Origin of the sequence: Citrobacter sp. Cpo040 (assembly GCF_030332915.1) — a bacterium.
In the GTDB taxonomy this organism is placed as follows: domain Bacteria; phylum Pseudomonadota; class Gammaproteobacteria; order Enterobacterales; family Enterobacteriaceae; genus Citrobacter; species Citrobacter portucalensis.
In genome coordinates, this window is record NZ_JAOWGX010000034.1 from 155,524 (window position 1) to 175,176 (window position 19,653).

Annotated in this window: 20 protein-coding genes and 1 pseudogene; 14 read left to right on the plus strand and 7 right to left on the minus strand. The window is 52.5% G+C overall.

What is annotated here, in order from left to right; translation table 11 throughout:
- Nucleotides 1–188 precede the first annotated feature (188 nt).
- From OGX86_RS05490 to OGX86_RS05555, 14 genes and pseudogenes are all read left to right on the plus strand, one after another.
- Nucleotides 189–1,742, plus strand: a pseudogene (locus OGX86_RS05490) (phage tail tip domain-containing protein); the annotation flags it as partial.
- 41 nt (nt 1,743–1,783) lie between these two features.
- Complete coding sequence (locus tag OGX86_RS05495) at nt 1,784–3,727, plus strand: prophage tail fiber N-terminal domain-containing protein (protein ID WP_048214397.1); 1,944 nt, start codon at nt 1,784–1,786, stop codon at nt 3,725–3,727.
- Between the two features lie 11 nt (nt 3,728–3,738).
- The gene (locus OGX86_RS05500; protein WP_044700540.1) at nt 3,739–4,323 is read left to right on the plus strand and encodes a DUF4376 domain-containing protein; all 585 of its coding nucleotides are present in this window, start codon (nt 3,739–3,741) and stop codon (nt 4,321–4,323) included.
- 235 nt (nt 4,324–4,558) lie between these two features.
- Entirely contained in the window at nt 4,559–5,287 is a 729-nt protein-coding gene (locus OGX86_RS05505; RefSeq protein WP_044700539.1) for a MerR family transcriptional regulator, read from the plus strand.
- A gap of 203 nt (nt 5,288–5,490) precedes the next feature.
- On the plus strand, nt 5,491–5,925 hold the full coding sequence (locus OGX86_RS05510) for a nuclear transport factor 2 family protein (protein ID WP_044700535.1): 435 nt from the start codon (nt 5,491–5,493) through the stop codon (nt 5,923–5,925).
- The gene (locus OGX86_RS05515) at nt 5,922–6,641 is read left to right on the plus strand and encodes an SDR family NAD(P)-dependent oxidoreductase (protein ID WP_044700533.1); all 720 of its coding nucleotides are present in this window, start codon (nt 5,922–5,924) and stop codon (nt 6,639–6,641) included. Before OGX86_RS05510 ends, OGX86_RS05515 begins: the two co-directional genes overlap by 4 nt.
- A complete protein-coding gene (locus tag OGX86_RS22795) occupies nt 6,638–7,894 on the plus strand; it encodes an NAD(P)/FAD-dependent oxidoreductase (protein ID WP_044700531.1) in 1,257 nt (418 codons plus the stop codon). The genes OGX86_RS05515 and OGX86_RS22795 overlap by 4 nt, the downstream gene beginning before the upstream one ends.
- A 1-nt stretch (nt 7,895) precedes the next feature.
- Nucleotides 7,896–8,618, plus strand: a complete 723-nt coding sequence (locus OGX86_RS05525) for a DUF1365 domain-containing protein (protein WP_044700528.1) — start codon at nt 7,896–7,898, stop codon at nt 8,616–8,618.
- The gene (locus OGX86_RS05530) at nt 8,615–9,835 is read left to right on the plus strand and encodes an SAM-dependent methyltransferase (protein WP_044700526.1); all 1,221 of its coding nucleotides are present in this window, start codon (nt 8,615–8,617) and stop codon (nt 9,833–9,835) included. The genes OGX86_RS05525 and OGX86_RS05530 overlap by 4 nt, the downstream gene beginning before the upstream one ends.
- Entirely contained in the window at nt 9,832–10,317 is a 486-nt protein-coding gene (locus OGX86_RS05535) for a DUF2878 domain-containing protein (protein WP_044700524.1), read from the plus strand. The genes OGX86_RS05530 and OGX86_RS05535 overlap by 4 nt, the downstream gene beginning before the upstream one ends.
- Complete coding sequence (locus OGX86_RS05540) at nt 10,314–10,841, plus strand: chalcone isomerase family protein (RefSeq protein ID WP_044700522.1); 528 nt, start codon at nt 10,314–10,316, stop codon at nt 10,839–10,841. Before OGX86_RS05535 ends, OGX86_RS05540 begins: the two co-directional genes overlap by 4 nt.
- Nucleotides 10,838–11,368 (plus strand): DUF3833 domain-containing protein, encoded by a 531-nt coding sequence (locus tag OGX86_RS05545; protein ID WP_044700520.1) that lies wholly within the window; start codon nt 10,838–10,840, stop codon nt 11,366–11,368. The genes OGX86_RS05540 and OGX86_RS05545 overlap by 4 nt, the downstream gene beginning before the upstream one ends.
- A gap of 13 nt (nt 11,369–11,381) precedes the next feature.
- Nucleotides 11,382–12,341, plus strand: a complete 960-nt coding sequence (locus tag OGX86_RS05550; RefSeq protein ID WP_046670535.1) for a YbgA family protein — start codon at nt 11,382–11,384, stop codon at nt 12,339–12,341.
- Nucleotides 12,342–12,523: 182 nt separating this feature from the next.
- Nucleotides 12,524–12,760, plus strand: coding sequence for a hypothetical protein (locus OGX86_RS05555; protein WP_044702835.1), 237 nt, complete (start codon nt 12,524–12,526; stop codon nt 12,758–12,760).
- Between the two features lie 304 nt (nt 12,761–13,064).
- On the opposite strand, the gene OGX86_RS05560 is transcribed toward OGX86_RS05555, so the two are convergent.
- The 7 genes from OGX86_RS05560 to rluE form a co-directional block, all read right to left on the minus strand.
- Nucleotides 13,065–13,733 (minus strand): SOS response-associated peptidase, encoded by a 669-nt coding sequence (locus OGX86_RS05560; RefSeq protein WP_044702837.1) that lies wholly within the window; start codon nt 13,731–13,733, stop codon nt 13,065–13,067.
- A 467-nt stretch (nt 13,734–14,200) separates the two neighbouring features.
- Nucleotides 14,201–15,571, minus strand: coding sequence for an adenylosuccinate lyase (gene purB, locus OGX86_RS05565; protein WP_003832400.1), 1,371 nt, complete (start codon nt 15,569–15,571; stop codon nt 14,201–14,203).
- A 3-nt stretch (nt 15,572–15,574) separates the two neighbouring features.
- Complete coding sequence (hflD, locus tag OGX86_RS05570) at nt 15,575–16,216, minus strand: high frequency lysogenization protein HflD (protein WP_003832401.1); 642 nt, start codon at nt 16,214–16,216, stop codon at nt 15,575–15,577.
- 34 nt (nt 16,217–16,250) lie between these two features.
- On the minus strand, nt 16,251–17,357 hold the full coding sequence (gene mnmA / locus OGX86_RS05575) for a tRNA 2-thiouridine(34) synthase MnmA (RefSeq protein WP_003832402.1): 1,107 nt from the start codon (nt 17,355–17,357) through the stop codon (nt 16,251–16,253).
- A gap of 53 nt (nt 17,358–17,410) precedes the next feature.
- Nucleotides 17,411–17,872, minus strand: a complete 462-nt coding sequence (locus OGX86_RS05580; RefSeq protein WP_220395277.1) for an NUDIX hydrolase — start codon at nt 17,870–17,872, stop codon at nt 17,411–17,413.
- A gap of 9 nt (nt 17,873–17,881) precedes the next feature.
- Entirely contained in the window at nt 17,882–18,811 is a 930-nt protein-coding gene (locus OGX86_RS05585; protein WP_286639508.1) for a hypothetical protein, read from the minus strand.
- A gap of 44 nt (nt 18,812–18,855) precedes the next feature.
- A complete protein-coding gene (rluE, locus tag OGX86_RS05590; RefSeq protein WP_286639510.1) occupies nt 18,856–19,479 on the minus strand; it encodes a 23S rRNA pseudouridine(2457) synthase RluE in 624 nt (207 codons plus the stop codon).
- Nucleotides 19,480–19,653: the final 174 nt, after the last annotated feature.

Consider the following 19,653-nt stretch of genomic DNA (forward strand, 5'->3'; position numbering starts at 1 on the left):
AGAACGATGCGATCAACAAAGAGCAGTACGAACTGTTGAAGCAAAAGGCGGATAAAGATTCCGCTGATGCGCAGTACCAGACGGCGGTGGAGCTTTATAAGTCGCAGGGAAACCTGAACAGCCTCGCCATTGGCCTGATGGAAACCACCCAGGAGCGAACCTCCAACATGCTGACCGGCATGCTGAATGGTACTGCCGTGCAGCACCTGACCACAGAGATTCTGGCAGAGGAGGGGCAGTATCAGGCGCGGGCGCGATGGGATACCCCGCGTGTGGTTAAGGGGGTTAACTTCTCCCTGCGCCTGACGGTGAAAGCGGAAGATAACAGCGACCGGCTGGCCAGCAGCCTGATCCTGACAAAAACGGAGCATACTTTCCGTAACCTGACGCCGGGACGTTACACCCTGACGGTGCGGGCGGTGAACAGCCAGGGCCAGCAGGGCGATCCGGCCAGCACGGATTTCAGCATCGCCGCGCCGGCAGTACCGTCTTATGTTGAGCTGACTCCCGGCTATTTTCAGATAACCGCCACCCCGCGCCAGGCGGTATATGACCCCACGGTGCAGTATGAATTCTGGTTTACAGATACGCAGATTGCCGATACCCGCCAGGTGGAAACCGATGCGCGTTATCTCGGCACCGCGCTGTACTGGATTGCGGCCAGCAGCAGTATCAAACCCGGCAAGGATTATTACTTCTATATCCGGGCCGTGAACCAGGTCGGGAAATCGGCGTTCGTGGAGGCTAAAGGGCAGGCCAGCAACGATGCGGCGGGCTACCTGGATTTCTTCAAAGGGAAAATCACCGAAAGCCACCTGGGGAAAGAGCTGCTGGAGAAGGTGGAGCTGACGGAAGACAACGCCAGCAGGCTGGATCAGTTTTCGGAAGAATGGCAGGACGCGAACGGCAAATGGAATGCCATGTGGGGTGTGAAGATAGAGCAGACCAAAGACGGGAAGCACTATGTGGCTGGTCTGGGCCTGAGCATGGAAGACACGGAAGAAGGGAAGGTAAGCCAGTTCCTGGTGGCAGCAAACCGTATCGCGTTTATCGACCCGGCAAACGGCAATGAGACCCCGATGTTTGTGGCTCAGGGTAATCAGATATTTATGAACGAGGTGTTCCTCAAATATCTGACGGCTCCCACTATCACCAGTGGCGGGAACCCGCCGACCTTTATGCTGACACCTGACGGAAAACTGACTGCCCGTAATGCGGATATCAGCGGCCATATTAGTGCGAATTCTGGTGCTCTCAACAATGTGACGATTGAGGAAAACTGCACCATAAAGGGGACGCTCCGGGCCGAGCGTATTCTTGGGGATATTGTTAAGGCAGCGGGCAGGGAGTTCCCTTACTTCATAACCAGTAACGGTGAAAAACGGTACGCCAACGGGACACTGACAGTCGTGATTGAAGATGACCAGTCTTTTGACCGACAGGTTTCCATTCCTGGGATTACCTTTCAGGGTGCAGCGTATGACAGCCAGACCAGTAATGACGTATGGGATGACTGTACGCTGACTGTCAGGAAAAACGGGGTGGAGATATACAACCAGACAAGCAGAGGTGTACCGGCCGTTTTTACGCGGACACTGGATATGCCTGCCGGGAGCGGACGGATGACGCTGAGTTTCAGTGTCAATACACATGGTAACAGCAGCGGCTGGCCATATTCCCGAATCAGTGACCTGCTGGTTATTGTGACGAAAAAGTCATCAGCCGGGATAACAATCAGTTAATGACAGAAACCGCCTTCGGGCGGTTTTTTTATGGAGGAATTATGGCAGTACTTATCTCTGGAGTGCTCAGAGACGGGGCCGGCAAACCGGTTCAGAGCTGCACTATTCAGCTGAGTGCCAGGAAAACCAGCCCGACCGTTGTGGTTGAGGTGACTTCATACTCTATTACAGGAGCGGACGGTCACTACAGCATTGAGGCTGAGCCGGGTTATTACAGTGTGTCACTGTTGCGGGAAGGTTTTCCTCCCTCAGTGGCCGGCGATATTTATGTGGCCCCGACCGATGCGCCGGATACCCTGAATGCGTTTCTCGATGCGCCAAAGGATGCAGACCTGCGTCCGGAGGTGATGAAACGTTTTGAGGAAATGGTAAACCGCGTTGTGGATTTGAGCGGTGCAACAGAGAAGGATCGGAAACTCGCTGAACAGGCCGCACAGTCAGCAGCGCAGAGCAATGATGCGGCAGCATTGTCTGCAATGGCTGCAACAGAGTCACAGCGCCAGGCGGCACTCTCTGCGGATGCTGCTGATGATTCTGCCCGGTCTGCTGCAGATAATGCCCGACAGACAGCGCAGAACGTTCTGGCCAGCAGTGTAGATGCTGACAGTGCGGCAAAGTCGGCACAGACAGCGACGGAACAGACCGGAAAGGCAAAGATCGCCGCTGATGCGGCACAGAAAGCGCAGCAGGAGGCAGGCGCTTCGGCACAGTCTGCAGCGGGGAGTGCCGGAAGTGCATCTGCGTCAGCACAAACAGCGGGTGAGCATGCCGGTAATGCAGCCGCATCTGAAACCTCAGTGCGTGAAAACGTCCTCACGGCTATACAGGCTGCAGAACAGGGGGATAACAGCGCTGCAGCTGCAGCGCTAAGTGAACAGCATGCCAGGGAGTTCTGTGAAAAGGCTGCTAAATCAGAGACTGAGGCAGCAGGCAGTGCACAATCGGCTTCCTTAAGTGAAGCATCAGCATTGCAGGCTGCGAAAACTGCTGAGAATCAACAAAATGCAGCCACTGAGAGTGCCACTCGCGCAGAGCAGGCCAGAGATGAGGCCCTGACGCTGCGCGATGAAGCTCAGGAAGACGCCCTGAATGCCCGGAACAGCGCACAGGCTGCTGCTGCCAGTGAGAAAGAAAGTGGACAGGCAAGGGATGAAGCACAGCTCCTTGCTGAACAGGCAAGGAGTGCAGCCTCAAAAGCCGCCGCTGAGACCATTAAAGAGATACAGGAAAGTGAAGACCTCAGTGGTCCGCCAGGCCCGCAGGGGCCAGAAGGTGCAAAAGGTGAAAAGGGTGATACCGGATTAACGGGGGCAACAGGACCAACTGGCCCTGTGGGTCCGCAGGGACCGGCAGGCGCAAAAGGCGAAAAAGGGGACAAGGGTGATTCCGGGTTAACGGGGGCAACAGGACCAACTGGCCCTGTAGGTCCGCAGGGGCCGGCAGGGGCAAAAGGTGACAAGGGTGATACCGGATTAACGGGACCCACAGGACCAACTGGCCCTGTGGGTCCGCAGGGACTGGCAGGCGCAAAAGGCGAAAAAGGGGACAAGGGAGATATCGGATTAACGGGGGCAACAGGACCAACTGGACCTGTAGGTCCACAGGGGCCGGCGGGTGCAAAAGGTGACAAGGGTGATATCGGGTTAACGGGAGCAACAGGACCAACTGGCCCTGTAGGGCCTCAGGGACCAGCAGGCGTACCAGCAGGTGCTCTTCATGCTGTAGGTACGTTTGCGCTGGCATATATGCCAGCGCCTGGAGGGAGAGGTACTAATCCAGGTACAAGTTATTCGGGGGGAAGTTTAATAGCGTGTGGAATTATCAGCAACAGCGACGCTAAAGCGTCGTTTTGTATTACGGGTAGTAGTGGCAAATATACTTTGCCGGGTACATGGCGTTCGTGTGGAATTGCATCGAGTTCTTCTGAAGGTCTGGCTGGGACTAATTTGGGTTACTATGCAGGCATTTTTCAGCGAATCTCATAAAAGGAGATTGTATGAACATTGAGGTCATTCAGGCTCCTGAGTGGGCGAATAAAGAACATACAGCGATTAATTGTAGTGTTAAATTTGCAGAGTTTGATGAGTTTCTGCCGTTCACTGCATGCCCGAATGATTTTGAGGAGCATGGGCGCCGTATCTACAGCGAGCTTGAATCAGGAAAGTATGGACCTGTCGCCCCTTTTATTGTGACTGACAAGATGGTGGAGGATTTACGAAATCAGAAACTGGCTGAAATCAGCAACTGGCGGGACGTTCAGGAAAACGCCAACATTATTTTTGAACTGGACAATCGCCGGTGGGATGGAGGCAAAGTATCGCAGGAGCGTCTTGCACCCGTGGTTATGGCTGGTAGAACAGGAAAGTTACCTGAGGGATTTTTCTGGACCGATGCGGATAACCACGACGTTCCCGTAAATTTTGCGTTCCTGCAACAACTGGAGGCAGCGATGATGCAGGCAATGGTAGTGCACGGCTTCAGTATTCACGAACGGCAGAGGCAGATGAAATCGGAGGTAGCGTTACTTACAGATGTTAATGCCATTGCTGAATATCCAGTTGGCTGGAGTGAGAGGAAGTAATGTGCTGGTTCACCTTTCTAAATGTCTAAATTGTATTAACTTAGATCTGACATGACACAGCTATGGCACAGACCTGAACCTAGTCTGATAGGCAGGTCTGTGCCAGAAGCGGACCTGTCGTGGTTTGAAAAGCCTCCTCGTGAAGTGGCCAGCTTTTATCGACCATTTCAGTTAGAGTTTATTCCGGCGTAGTTCGTAGTATATTGAGAGTATTCTTTGTTATCAGGTGTTCTGTATGTCCTATTCCATCGGTGAATTTGCGCGGGTTTGCGGAATAACCCCCACGACGCTGCGTGCCTGGCAACGTCGTTATGGACTTCTCAAACCACAGCGTACAGATGGTGGGCACCGGCTGTATAGCGATGACGATATCCAGCTGGCGCTTAAAATTCTCGACTGGGTGAAAAAAGGTGTACCGATAAGCCAGGTAAAACCGCTGCTGGCCCGCCCTGATGCGCGGCGAACGAATAACTGGCTATCTCTGCAAGAGAGTATGCTGCAGCGCCTGAACGAAGGGAAAATTGAATCTCTGCGCCAGCTTATTTATGACGCTGGCCGCGAGTATCCTCGCCCTGAACTGGTGAGTGAGGTATTGCGCCCTCTGCGAAGCCAGGTCTCGGCCAACGTGCCGGCTATCATGACGCTGCGTGAAATCCTCGATGGTATTATCATCTCTTACACCTCGTTTTGCCTGGAAAGGGATAAGCGTGCGCCGGGTGATAACTACCTGATTACAGGCTGGCATCTTACCGACCCCTGCGAGATCTGGCTTGAAGCGCTTGGTCGCACTGGACAAGGACATCGCATTGATGTGCTTCCTGTAGCGCCCGCGATGCTCGCGCCTGAAATTTTCCCCGAGCGAAAATGGCTGTTGGTTACGTCCGGCAAACTCACCGCAGCACGTAAAAAACAGATAGACCTCTGGCAACAACAGGTCAACTTCCTCGAAGTGATCCCGCTTTAATCTTCAGTCATTACCGTTCCTGTGAGTCGATTAGCCACTGCCTTAGTGGATCCCAGATAATCTCGCTCAAAAAAATAAAACTTAATTCATTGAATTAAATGTGTTTATAAAAATTACCCAGCCAAAACTTGGACAAAACAAAGTGTTTGTGTAAGTTTTAATTATGCCACATACGTGTTGTGGTCCACATAAGGGTAAGAGCTATGCGCGCGCAGCCATCCGTTATTAACAGGTTTGTGGATTACTACGCCAGTCTGGATCGCCAGCCCGCCGCCGCACTTGCCGGGTTGTACGACGAGCACGCGGTACTTGTCGATCCCTTCGGGGAACATAACGGGCTGTTTGCCATCCAGCGCTATTTCTCGCATCTGCTGGGGAATGTGAACACCTGCCGTTTTGCCATTGGTCCTCCGCTGTGTGAGAGCGGACGGTTTGCCGTGACGTGGACCATGTACTGGTCGCATCCGCGTATTGCTGGCGGAGAATTACGATCCTTGCCGGGATGTTCAATGGTCGGGACGCATAACGAGAAGATTGTTCGCCAGCGTGATTATTACGATGCCGGAGAGATGCTTTATGAGCATCTGCCGCTGTTGGGCTGGGCCGTCCGCGGCGTTAAAAGGAGGGTGCGCGCATGATGACAGTCCTCATTACTGGCGCAAGTTCCGGGATTGGTGCCGGGCTCGCAAAGTCATGGGCCGATGACGGCTGTCACGTGATTGCCTGTGGCCGCAATCCAGAAAGGCTGGAACAGCTGCGCCAATCCCACGCCAATGTCACAGTACGCCTGTTCGATATGACAGACAAAGACGCCTGTCGCCAGGAGCTGGCGGACTGCAAACCCGAACTGGTTATTCTCTGCGCCGGAACCTGCGAATATCTCGACCACGGCTGGATAGATGCCGAGAAGGTTGAACGGGTGATGGCGACGAATTATCTGGGCCCCATCAACTGCCTGGAAGCGCTTCAGACGCAGCTAACCTCCGGTAGCCGCGTGGTGCTGGTCAGTTCGATGGCCCACTGGATGCCGTTTCCTCGGGCTGAAGCCTATGGCGCGTCTAAAGCGGCGCTAACCTGGTTTGCTAACAGTTTGCGTCTGGACTGGGAGCCGAAAGGTGTCGCCGTGACTGTCGTTTCGCCAGGATTTGTCGATACCCCGCTTACCCGTAAAAACGATTTTCCTATGCCCGGTCAGGTAAGTGTAGAGCAGGCGGTGAAGGCGATTCGTCATGGCCTGGCGAAAGGGAAAAACCATATTGCCTTTCCGTCGGGTTTTGGCGTGTTGCTGCGTGTGTTGGGCGGGCTACCTGAGCGTCTCCAGCGCGCGTTACTGCGCAGGATGGTGCGTTCATGAAAATAGCTATCATTGGCAGTGGGATTGCCGGATTAACCTGCGCCTGGCGTCTGGCCGGACACCATCAGGTGACGCTTTTTGAAGCGGCGTCGACCCCTGGCGGCCATACTGCGACAGTGGATGTGGCGACTCCGCACGGGAGTTTCGCGATTGATAGCGGCTTTATCGTCTATAACGACCGAACCTATCCGCGTTTTATGGGCTTGCTGAGCGAACTCGGCATTCAGGGGCAAAAAACGCAGATGAGCTTCTCGGTGCATAATCCGCAAAGCGGTATGGAGTATAGCGGTCATACGCTGACTTCATTGTTTGCCCAACGTCGAAACCTGGTCAACCCCGCATATTGGGGAATGCTGAAAGAGATTGTCCGTTTTAATCGTCTGGCGAAACAGGCATTAAATGAGACCGATGTGAACGCGACGCTTCAGACTTTCCTCGACCAGCACCACTTCAGTGTGTTCTTTGCGCGGCATTATATTTTGCCGATGGGCGCGGCCATATGGTCATCTTCACTTCAGGAGATGCGCCGTTTTCCACTGGCGCTGTTCTTACGGTTCTTTGAGCACCATGGCTTGTTGGATATCTGGCATCGACCGCAATGGTATGTGGTGCCGGGCGGATCGCGCGAATACATTCGTGTCATGCTGGCGAAGCTGGGCGATCGTCTGAAATTGCACCTCAATTCACCTGTTCAGCAGGTTATTCGCTACGACAGCGGCGTCAAAATACAATTGGCAGGATCAATACAGACATTTGATCAGGTGATCTTCGCCTGCCATTCCTCGCAGGCTCTGGCTGTACTTGAGGATGCGACCCCTGCAGAACGCGACGTGCTGGGCGCAATTGACTGGCAACGTAACGAGGTTGTGTTGCACTGCGATCGCCGCTGGTTACCGGTATGCGAACGCGCTTGGGCAAGCTGGAATTACCGCCTGAGTGAGCAAGATAGGGCCCGCGCTTGCGTCACCTATAACATGAATATTCTCCAGGGATTACCTGAAGGAAGCCCGCTATTTTGCGTGACCCTCAATCCGGACATCCCCATCGACGACCGCTTCGTCTGGCGACGCTTTGTTTACGAGCATCCGTTGTTTAACCCTGAAAGCTGGCGGGCGCAGGCGCGTCGCGCTGAGATCAACGGTCAGCATCGGAGCTGGTTCTGCGGTGCTTACTGGTACAACGGTTTTCACGAAGATGGCGTACGCAGTGCGCTGGATGTGGTACACGGCATTGCTGCAGGAGAGGGGAGCTAAGATGAACAGCTGCCTGTACCACGGCGTATTACGCCACCGACGCCTTCAGCCGACCACGCACCAGTTTACTTATCAGGTGTTTATGGCTTGGCTCGATCTGGACGAGCTCGCTCAGCTTCCGGGCGTGGGCGTGAAACGTAATCGCTTCGCTGCAACTACTTTTCATGATGCCGATTACCCGCTGGGAACCCCGTTAAAAGAGAACGTACTGAATCAGCTTGCCAGCCTGACAGGCGAGCGTCCTGAAGGTCGCGTGATGCTCCTGACGCAGTTGCGCTATTTCGGTTTTCATTTTAATCCGGTCAATTTTTACTACTGCTATGACCGCGCGCAGATCCTGCGCTGGGTGCTGGCGGAGGTCCGCAATACGCCGTGGAATGAGCGTCATTACTACGCCGTAGATGCGCAGGAAAAGCGACCACTGGAAAAAGCGTTCCATGTATCGCCGTTTAATCCGATGGATATGGTCTATCACTGGCGATTTAACTCGCCGGGTAAAACGCTGCATATGCATATCGAAAACCATCAGGCAGAGAAAATTTCTGATGCCACCCTGATGCTCAAACGCGAGCCGTTGACGCCGGCAAGTTTACGCACGTTGCTGCGACGACTGCCGATGATGACGCTGAAAACGGTGTCAGCGATTTATTGGCAGGCGCTACGACTGTGGCTCAAGCGAGTCCCTCTCTACAATCATCCCGTGAGCAGGAGTGAACGATCATGATCGATCCCACCTTTGCGCTTGAACCCGATATTCCGCGCAACCTGCGTGTTGCGCGTTGGTTCCTTTTTCGTATGCTGAGCGGCCTTCGTCAGGGTTCAGTCACGGTGCGGGAAGGGGCCCAGGTCTTTCATTTTGGTGATGTTTCGGCTGAATTACGCGCCGACGTACATATTGTTTCGCCCACGGTGTATTGGCGGGTGTTGACGGGGGGAAGTCTTGCAGCGGCAGAGTCCTGGATGGATGGAGAGTGGGAAACGCAGCAGCTCACTACGTTATTGCAAATATTTGCGCTCAACAGCACCCTGCTGGGGCGGCTGGAAAGTGGATTTCGCCTGCTTGGCCGACCCGTTGAGCGTTTACGTCATTGGACGCGCCGCAACCATCGGCAACAGGCAAAAGAAAACATTGCCGCGCATTACGATCTCGGCAATGCCTTTTACGCGCACTTTCTGGATGAGGATTTACTCTATTCCAGCGCCTTGTTCACCTGCCCCGAGCAGTCGTTAGCGCAGGCTCAGCAGGCCAAAATGGCGCGACTTTGCGAACAGCTGGCGCTGACCGCGAATGATCATCTGTTGGAAATTGGGACCGGCTGGGGAGCGATGGCGGAATACGCCGCGCGTCATTACGGATGTCGGGTGACCACCACGACCCTGTCGCAGGAGCAGTTTGCCTGGGCGAAAGCGCGCATTGCCCGCGCTGGTTTACAGGAGAGAGTCACCGTATTGCTCTGCGACTACCGCGACCTGACCGGGGAATTCGACAAACTGGTATCAGTTGAAATGATCGAAGCGGTGGGGCAGCGCTATCTGCCGACGTTTTTCCGTACGTGTCAGGCGCGCCTGCGCCCTGGGGGCAAAATGGCGCTTCAGGCGATTACCATTCAGGATCAGCGCTTTCGCGATTACAGCAAAAGCGTCGATTTTATTCAGCGCTATATCTTTCCGGGAGGTTTTTTACCCAGCATCACCGCGATGAGTGGGCTGATGACAAAGCACACTGACTTTGTGGTTCGCAACCTGTTCGATATGGGGCCCGACTACGCCCGGACCCTTGCGCACTGGCGGCAAGGATTTGTTCACTGTTGGCATGAAATTGAAAAGCTGGGCTTTGATGAGCGTTTTCGCCGTATGTGGTTGTACTACTTCGGTTACTGCGAAGCAGGTTTTAACGCCCGTACAATCAGTGTGGTGCAACTGACGGCGGAGCGTCCATGAACCGCCATTTACAGGTCTTTCTCCTGGCTGTCGGGTTCGATTTGTACTGGTTCATGGTGGTGTTATTTCGTGAGCGCGGTCTGGTGTTATGGCTTGGTCTGGCTATTCTGGCCTGCTTCATGTTGCCTGCTGCGCAACGACTGTGCGCGTTAATGCTGACAGCTGCGGGCAGTGGTCTGGATGCGTTGTGGGCGCTGACCGGGTTGATCGATTTTCGCGGCGAAGCATTGTTGCCGTTATGGATGCTTGCGCTCTGGCTCATGTTCGCCGTCATGTGGACGCACCTCACCTGCTCGACCTCTTTGCCAGGATGGCTGCTGGTAATAATGGCCACCGGTGGAGGACCGATCGCTTATCTGATAGGAGAGCGTTTGGGTGCCATTACTTTTCTGGAGCCGACATTTATCGTGCTCGGTTTAATGGCGACGGGCTGGCTGGTGTTGATGCTGTTTTTTCATATTTTTATGGGGAAACACCAATGAAACTTGCCTTACTGATACTGCTGGGAGTAATGGCGATTGCGCCGTTTGCAGGTGCCACAGACTGGTTAAGCTGGCGGAAAGTCGGTGATGCTACGCTCACCTGGGGGCCATTCACGATCTATAACTCACAATTACGCACCCCGGATGGGCGCTATCGTGGGTTGAAAGAGGATCAGGCACTGATTATCACCTATCAGCGCAATATTGAACGGCAAGAACTGGTGGATGCTACCCGCGAACAGTGGCGAGCGCAGGGTATTTTGGCACGGGAGGCGCAGAGTGAGTCCTGGCTTCGCATGTTGGGTGAGCTATGGCCTGACGTTGCGCCGGGTACGCAACTGGTTTTTGTCTTCCAGGATAAGCAGGGGCAATTTTGGTATCGCTTGTCAGTGGCACAAAGGCATTTCATCCCGCTTGGCCCACCACAGTCGGCGGCGTTCAGCGAAAACTTTCTCGCTATCTGGCTGGGTTCCCGTACGCAATATCCTGAGCTGCGGCAGCAGCTCACTGGAGGTAATAAATGAAACGTTTATTAGCCCTAAGCTTACCGCTGATGATGCAACTTTCTGGCTGTAGCGCCGAAATTACCGAGTATCGCCAGCAGCAGCCGACGCTGGATATCTTTCAGTATTTTCAGGGAGAAACGCAAGCATGGGGGATGGTTCAGGATCGCAGCGGTAAACAGCTTCGTCGTTTCCATGTCGATATTAACGGCGATGTGGTGGGGGACACATTGACCCTCAATGAACGCTTTGTGTACGACGATGGAGAGAAGCAGCAGCGTGTGTGGCATATCCGTAAAATCAGCGCCGATCGTTACGAAGGTACTGCTGGCGATATTGAAGGCGTGGCGAAGGGGCAAACAGCGGGCAACGCGTTCAACTGGCATTACAGTATGAATGTGAAAGCCAGCGGCAGAACCTGGTTGCTGAATTTTGATGACTGGATGTACCTGCAGGATGCTAACCATTTGTTTAATAAAACTGAGATGAAGAAATTTGGCCTCACCGTCGGCACGGTGACGCTCTTCTTCTCCCGTAAAACGCACTAGCGAGGAAGACGCCATGAAAACGCAACCCATCGTTGGGATCAGCGGCTGTTTAACGGGGTCTGCCGTCCGATTTGACGGCGGGCATAAGCGGGCAGAGTTTGCGATGGTGAAACTGGCCCGTTGGGTGACTTTCCAGCCTGTTTGTCCGGAGATGGCGATAGGCTTGCCTGTCCCACGACCGGCGTTGCGCCTCGTACAAACAACTATCGGGGATATTCGCATGCGTTTTAGCCACGCACCTCACGAAGACGTTACCGACAAAATGGCTGACTTTTGTCTGAGCTATCTGTCAGGGTTGGACACACTGTCGGGTTTTATCGTCTGTGCCAAATCCCCCAGCTGTGGCATGGAACGAGTGCGTTTATATGATGAAAAAGGTAATCGCGGGCGCAAAGACGGGGTGGGAGTTTTTACAGCCGCGCTGATGGAGAAATATCCGTGGCTGCCGGTTGAAGAGGATGGACGGCTGCACGATCCGGTTCTGCGTGAAAACTTCGTCGAACGGGTTTTCGCGCTACATGAGCTCCATACGCTGTGCAAAAATGGCCTGACGCGGCGGGCGCTACTGAATTTTCATAGCCGTTATAAACTGCAATTGCTGGCTCACCATCAGGCCGGATACCGGGAAATTGGCCCATTTGTCGCATCACTGCATGAATGGGACGATCTGGAGGCTTTCTTTGCGGTCTACCGAGATAAATTAATGACAATCCTGAAGAAACCTGCCTCACGTAAAAACCACACTAACGTGCTGATGCACATTCAGGGGTACTTCCGTAATCAATTAACAATGCGCCAGCGCGGCGAGTTGCGCGAGGTTATCCTCAATTATCGCGCAGGGATACTGCCTATCCTGGCCCCGATGACGCTGCTTAAACATTATCTGGTGGAATACCCGGACGACTACCTGCTGACGCAGAATTACTTTGATCCCTATCCGCAGGATTTAGCATTGCGACTGAATGTTAATTAATCATGCCTGATAAGCTGAACCGAGCAGCATGATAATTAATGTCGTGTTCGCCCCCTTTAATTTCCGTTTAACGCTCACAGCGGACCTTCAGCTCAGTGACCTGGTCCGCTTCGTGCCAGGAGCGGACGTTGCTAACATCGTGATATATTAATTCATGGATGGCAGTCCATGGGGATAAAATTATGAAGCACGAGCTGTGGACAAATGAAGCTGGTTTAGATTTGTTTTGTCTTGCCGGTCCACTGGGAGACTCTGCTCGGAAATTGCTGGATCTGGACTACAGATTAGTGTGGACATGTGATGCAGACTCGCACCTTGAAGCAATGAAAAAATATTATACGTTCCGTAATTGGGGTGAATATCAAACTGATTTCCCTGAACAGGATAGTAAGACCTACAAAGAAATGGGATGGGAGTAAAAAGCACAAAATCCACAACCTAGCCGCTCTTATTCTCATGTCTCTACGACGTCCGCTCCTCGCTCATAGCGGACCTCATCGGCAGTAAAAGCTTTATCATCGAGGTTTGCCAGTAGTGGTAGCGTGTTGAATGTGCCGGCGGCAAAACTTGGATTTTTGGCGAAAACGCTTCTCTAAAACTAAAATCAAAATTTAGATAATCAATGAGTTGTAAAAGATAACCACTAAATGTTATTGAAAGTAAAAGCGTGATAATTTCAATTATATCAAATGGTTGCTATGATATTGGCGATATAATGCTGCGTCATATTTGCTGGATTAACTGTGAGCCCTGATTTTTCACATTCCCAACGGCACGTGTCACGGCGTGCCATATAAATTTATCAGCCGGCATGGAACCGTCGGTCGCAATTTCCGCAGCTTCTTTCCCTCCAATGTCCTGCCTCATCCACTCGCGAGCAGCATCTGGTGACAGTACCAACGGTCGCCTGTCGTGAATATCTACCAGTCCTTTATCGGCAGTAGCCGTCACTATCAGAAAACCTTCTGCTTCATCTCCACGTTCAAATGGTGTGCTGCCAATTGCCGCCATGAATATTGGCTGACCATCGGCTTGATGAATGAAGTAGGGTTGCTTCTTGTCACCTACCTTTTTCCACTCAAACCAGCCATCGGCAAAGCAAATTGCGCGACCATGTTGCCAGAGTGGTTTAAACATTCTGCTGTTAGCCGCAGTTTCAGAGCGTGCGTTAATTAGCGGTGGTTTATCCCACCACCCGGGGGCGTATCCCCAGATAACTGGATCAAGATGAAGTTTCTCGTCACGTTCGCTCAGCAGCAGAACTTTGGTGCCTGGCGCCACGTTGAATCGCCCGATCGGTTCAGGGTCATATGGGATATCACGTTCAGCTTCTTCAGCGAGCAGGGCGAGATAGTCCTCACGTGTCATTGACTGTGAAAAGCGTCCACACATAGAAACCTCCAGCCAACTGTCAGACTGAAAGTATAGGATATTGAGTAGAACGATAGGATTTGAAGCTCCACACCACCAATATTCCATTATGGCTTTTAGCTTCTCGAGGTTGCTAAATGGCAGATAGACCACTACCCATTTTTACTTTTTTGGGGCAAATTTGGGGGCAAAAATTAGCTTGGGGCATGATTTGGGGCGATGAAATGACTCATATTGCCCGCAATTGTCTAAGATGGTTTTTTATTAACTAATTGATTTTATGATAATTAACTGTATTTGCTAATTTTACAAAATCAATTTTATAGTCTAACGCTGATTATGTGGCTGTGGGGATAAACATTTAATAAACCGGGCAAAGGGATAATCTCGTGGGCAATAAAAAAGCCGGAAACGCTGATGTATTCCGGCTTACTACGATATGAACGAAATACCGGAACAGGTGCAAGCGCGCTCCGGCATCAAACAGATTACTTCAGTTCATCAACCATGGTGATGGCACGACCAATATAATTGGCAGGCGTCATTGCTTTCAGGCGAGTTTTCTCTTCTTCCGGCAGCGCCAGACCGTCGATAAACTGCTTCATACCTTCGGCGTCAACACGCTTACCGCGGGTCAGTTCTTTCAGCTTCTCGTACGGCTTTTCAATACCGTAGCGACGCATCACGGTCTGAATCGGCTCTGCCAGAACTTCCCAGTTATGATCCAGTTCATCCAGCAGATGATCGCGGTTCACTTCCAGTTTGCTCACGCCTTTCAGCGTGGACTGATACGCGATCAGCGCATAGCCAATGCCTACGCCCAGGTTACGCAGAACGGTAGAGTCAGTCAGGTCACGCTGCCAACGGGAGACCGGCAGTTTGCTTGCCAGATGCTGCAGTACCGCGTTAGACAGACCCAGGTTACCCTCGGAGTTTTCGAAATCAATAGGGTTAACTTTGTGCGGCATGGTGGAAGAGCCGATTTCACCCGCGATGGTTTTCTGTTTGAAATGGTTAAGCGCCACGTAACCCCATACATCGCGGTCAAAGTCGATCAGGATAGTGTTGAAACGGGCGATGCAGTCAAACAGCTCGGCAATGTAGTCGTGCGGCTCAATCTGCGTGGTGTACGGGTTCCACTGGATGCCCAGCGAGGTGACAAACTCTTCGCTGAACTGATGCCAGTCAACTTCCGGGTAAGCGGCGATGTGGGCGTTATAGTTACCGACTGCACCATTGATCTTACCAAGAATTTCAACCTGGTTGAGCTGACGATACTGACGCTCCATACGGTAAGCCACGTTAGCCATTTCTTTGCCTAGCGTAGACGGGGTGGCTGGCTGACCGTGGGTACGGGAGAGCAGAGGAATATCGCGATACTGTACAGACAGATCTTTCACCGCGTCGATAAGCTTACGCCAGTACGGCAGAACCACTTCGTCGCGTGCGGTTTTCAGCATCAGCGCGTGAGACAGGTTGTTGATGTCTTCTGAGGTACACGCAAAGTGGATAAATTCGGAAACAGCGTGCAGTTCCGGGATATCCGCCACTTTCTCTTTCAGGAAATACTCAACTGCCTTCACATCATGGTTGGTCGTACGCTCAATGGTTTTGATGCGCGCAGCATCTTCTTCATTGAAGTTAGCGACGATCGCATCAAGGAAACCGATTGCGTCGGCAGCAAAAGCAGGAACTTCCTTGATCGCTGCGTGCGCGGCCAGTTTTTGCAGCCAGCGTACTTCAACCTGTACACGGAATTTCAGCAAACCGTATTCGCTGAAAATCCCGCGCAGCGCGCTGACTTTATCGCCGTAGCGTCCATCGACAGGGGAAACGGCGGTCAGTGAGGATAATTCCATAGATCACAACTCCGGGGTTAAATGAGCAAGAATTTGTTTTGCCTGAGTCGTCAGGCGATTACGAGAAAACATGAGTTGCAGACGGCCTCCACCAACCTGATGCCAGAGCACGGCAGCACGGATGCCAGCCAGCAGCGAAGCGCGTACTTTAGCCTGTACCTGTGGACTCTGAAGGATGGCCGGGGAACCCGTGACCTGAATACGCGGGCCGAGTGGACTGATGACGTCAACATAAATGCCAGCCATCGCACTCATCAACGTTTCTGACTGCAAATCAAAATGGTCCAGTTGGCGCTGCAAGCCGCTAATACGGTCTCCCAGCGTGTCCATAGCGCCCTTGGCCGCTGACAGCTTACGCTCCAGCACCATCAGGCTTAGCGTATAGCGGGTGAGTTCCGCGTTCAGTCCCTGACGACTGCTGGCGTTCAGCACGCCAAGCAGCGTTTCAAGGCCAAGACGCAGGTTGGCTTCACTGCCGCCAAACACGCCCAGCGTAGAGCTGGGATTCATGTCGATGACACTGTTCAGTGAAACGTGTAATGCATCGGCATCACAATGCCCCTGGTGCGCCAGTTCCTGCACCAGGCGTGCCGACTGACAAATGCCTGCCAGGGCGAGGGTGATGTCATAATAATTCTTTGCCACGTTCACTGCTTCCTTGTATCAAATGTGTAAGTAATTATACCGGCAGAGGCAATCGTTGTTCGATAATGCCGCCGCCGAGGCACACTTCGCCATTGTAAAAGACAGCCGACTGACCCGGCGTGACCGCCGCGACTGGCTCATCGAAAATGACTTCAATACGCTCTGCATCCAGTGCCTTAACGGTGCACGGAATGTCGGTCTGACGATAGCGGGTTTTCACCGTACAGCGCATGGTGCCGGTGAACGGTTCGCGATCGACCCAATGCAGCTGTTGCGCCACCAGGCCAACGGACATCAGACGTGGATGTTCATGACCCTGAGCGACAACCAGAATGTTGTTCTCAACGTCTTTATCCACCACATACCATGGATCTTCCGTCCCTTCTTTCGTACCGCCAATGCCCAGACCTTTACGTTGGCCCAGAGTGTGGTACATCAGTCCCTGGTGCTGGCCAATCTCTTCGCCGTCAACGGTGATGATTTTGCCAGGCTGAGCGGGCAGGTAGCGACCAAGAAATTCACGGAACTTACGTTCGCCGATGAAGCAGATACCCGTGGAGTCTTTTTTCTTGGCCGTAATCAGACCGAGATCTTCGGCAATTTTACGCACCTGTGGTTTTTCCAGTTCGCCGACCGGGAACAGGCTTTGTGCGATTTGCTCATGGCCGAGCGTATAGAGGAAATAACTCTGGTCTTTATTGCCATCGAGCCCACGCAGCAGGCGGCTTTTGCCGTCGACATCCGCGCGACGCACGTAGTGACCGGTGGCGATGTAATCGGCACCTAAATCTTCGGCGGCAAACTCAAGGAAGGCTTTAAACTTAATTTCTTTATTGCACAGAATATCCGGGTTTGGCGTACGGCCCGCTTTGTACTCTTCAAGGAAAAGTTCAAAGACGTTGTCCCAGTATTCTGCGGCAAAGTTGACGGTATGCAGTTCAATGCCGAGTTTGTCACAGACAGCCTGCGCATCCGCAAGATCGGCGGCCGCTGTGCAGTATTCCTCGCCATCGTCCTCTTCCCAGTTCTTCATGAACAGGCCTTCTACCTGATAGCCCTGTTGTTGTAACAGCCAGGCAGAAACGGAGGAATCGACACCGCCGGACATGCCGACGATCACTTTTTTTGGGCTTTCAGACATAGGAATACTCACGACATTGAACTTCAAGGCGGCATATTCTAGCACGCAGCCCTTTACTTGACACCCTCTGTAAACGGCCAGTTAAATTCGCCGATCATGGCCAGTGGGTAGCGCTGTCCGCTCTGATAACAGCGAATACTCTCTGCAACCAACGGCGAACGCAGGTTTGGCGCAGAGAAAATCTCTTCTGCGCTGACCCAACGACAGCAATCTATATCGCTGTCATGAGGTTCTGTAGCGCACATATTGGCAAGCTTAATAGAGAAAAGAAAACGCAAAAAGGGCGTTCTGTCCGGTGCAATCCATTGATGCATACGAATGAAATGCTGCGGCTGCGCTTTAATGCCCGTTTCTTCCCACAGTTCGCGTGCTGCGGCTTGCACCAACGTTTCATCGGCTTCCAGGTGTCCTGCAGGCTGATTCCACAAGGCTTTGCCATTGATCGTTTCTTCAACGACTAAGAATTTATCTTCTGCATGCACAATGCAGGCGACCGTGACGTGCGGTTTGAACATATTTTCCCCTTATTCCTCAGCAAATCCTTCGGCAACATCTGGCCAGCTAATTTCGCCGCTGGCCTTGTCGATACTAATATAAGCCACAGGAGGCGATGTTTGCGGGTCGGCCCCTCCACGGCACAATGCGGTTTGATGATCCTCGCGCACGATAATCTCAATGGCCTTTTTAGCATTCCAGCTTTCATAAAAAATACATTGGTGGTCGTGACGTAGCCCAAGGGTGGCGACTCTCGTTGCTTTGTCTGTCGACAGCGGGTTGATGTCGTCGCGATAGTGGTCACCGCTGTTTATAGCCTGTAACTGAGACTTTTTTAACCAGCCGCGTATGATTTGGCGATCGGTGGTGTAATAGACCGCTTCCATAAAATCATCGTTGGATTGTTCTTGTACAGAGACGAGGTCGCCGGGCACTAAAAATACGGACGGGCTGCGACACTGTTCGGTTGGCATCGCATAGAACCATGCGCGGGTGTCTCCTGTTACCTGATAGTGGTTTGCGGAGGAGGAGGGTAAGAACCCGCGCTGCGACATCGCTTTATTTGCCCATGTCTGGCAAGACGCGCTTACTGCAAGCGGACTGGATAACGGCGTTAATCCATCTACCGAGACCCAGCCGGTGGCGAAGGTTCCTTTAGCGTCCCGATAACGTACGTAACGATAAGGCTCATCTTTGGAAAGCATGCCCGTGCTTTTGTAGCGCTGTGAACTCCTGAGCACCTCGACGGTGTCGCCATTGACCATGAACGCGGGGAGTTGACACTCTGTTGCTGGTGCAGAATAGAAATGCAGGCGTGAGTCGGTTTTTACTTTGGCAGACTCATAAAGGTAGTTTGCCTCTCCTGCTGCTGTTCCGGCAATCGTCTCACAGTCCAGTTTTGCTGAACAAAACGGTGACACGCCGAGCAGGATGAATGCTGCAAAAAGCTGCTTATCCATTTTATTTCATTCTTCCCTGTTAACACTCACGTTAAACCGTACAGTTACGATTTCAGTTCCCGCCACTCGCCGTTAGCAAGATTTTCCAGCGTGTAATCCCCCATGGCATAGCGGATGAGGCGCAGCGTAGGAAATCCAACATGCGCTGTCATACGACGTACCTGACGGTTGCGACCTTCATATAAGGTAACTTTCAACCAGCTGGTGGGAATGTTTTTCCGTTCCCGAATCGGCGGATTTCTCGGCCACAGCCATACGGGTTCCTCTACTACTTCAATGCCTGCGGGTAGCGTGGGGCCATCATTGAGCGTTACTCCGTTACGCAGGGCGTCCAGCGCTTCTGCTGTCGGCTCACCTTCAACCTGGACGTAATAAATTTTCCCGGTACGCTTACCGGGTTGCGTTAACCGCGCCTGCAGCGCGCCGTCATTGGTCAGCACCAAAAGCCCTTCGCTGTCCCGGTCGAGTCGGCCCGCCGCATAAATTCCCGGCACGGGAATAAAATCTTTTAACGTGCTTCTGCCAGCCTCGTCAGTAAATTGTGGCAAAACATCGTAGGGTTTATTGAACAAAACCACGCGTTTTGGCTGGTTTTCTTTACGCTGCTTAGTGACTTGTCGTGAGCTGAATCGCTCAACCCGGTGATTTCTAATAGAAGTTTTTTGCATGGTATTTTCAGATTATATCAATTGCCGCATTATAGCCTAAGAACGAGTGTCTTTCATGGCGGCGAACAATAGGGTAGTATTGACACGCTCATTACAAATCATTAACAAAAAGTTGCTCTAACGCATCCGTGTAGCAGGACGCAAACGCACATGCAGCGTGATGACAGACGAGCA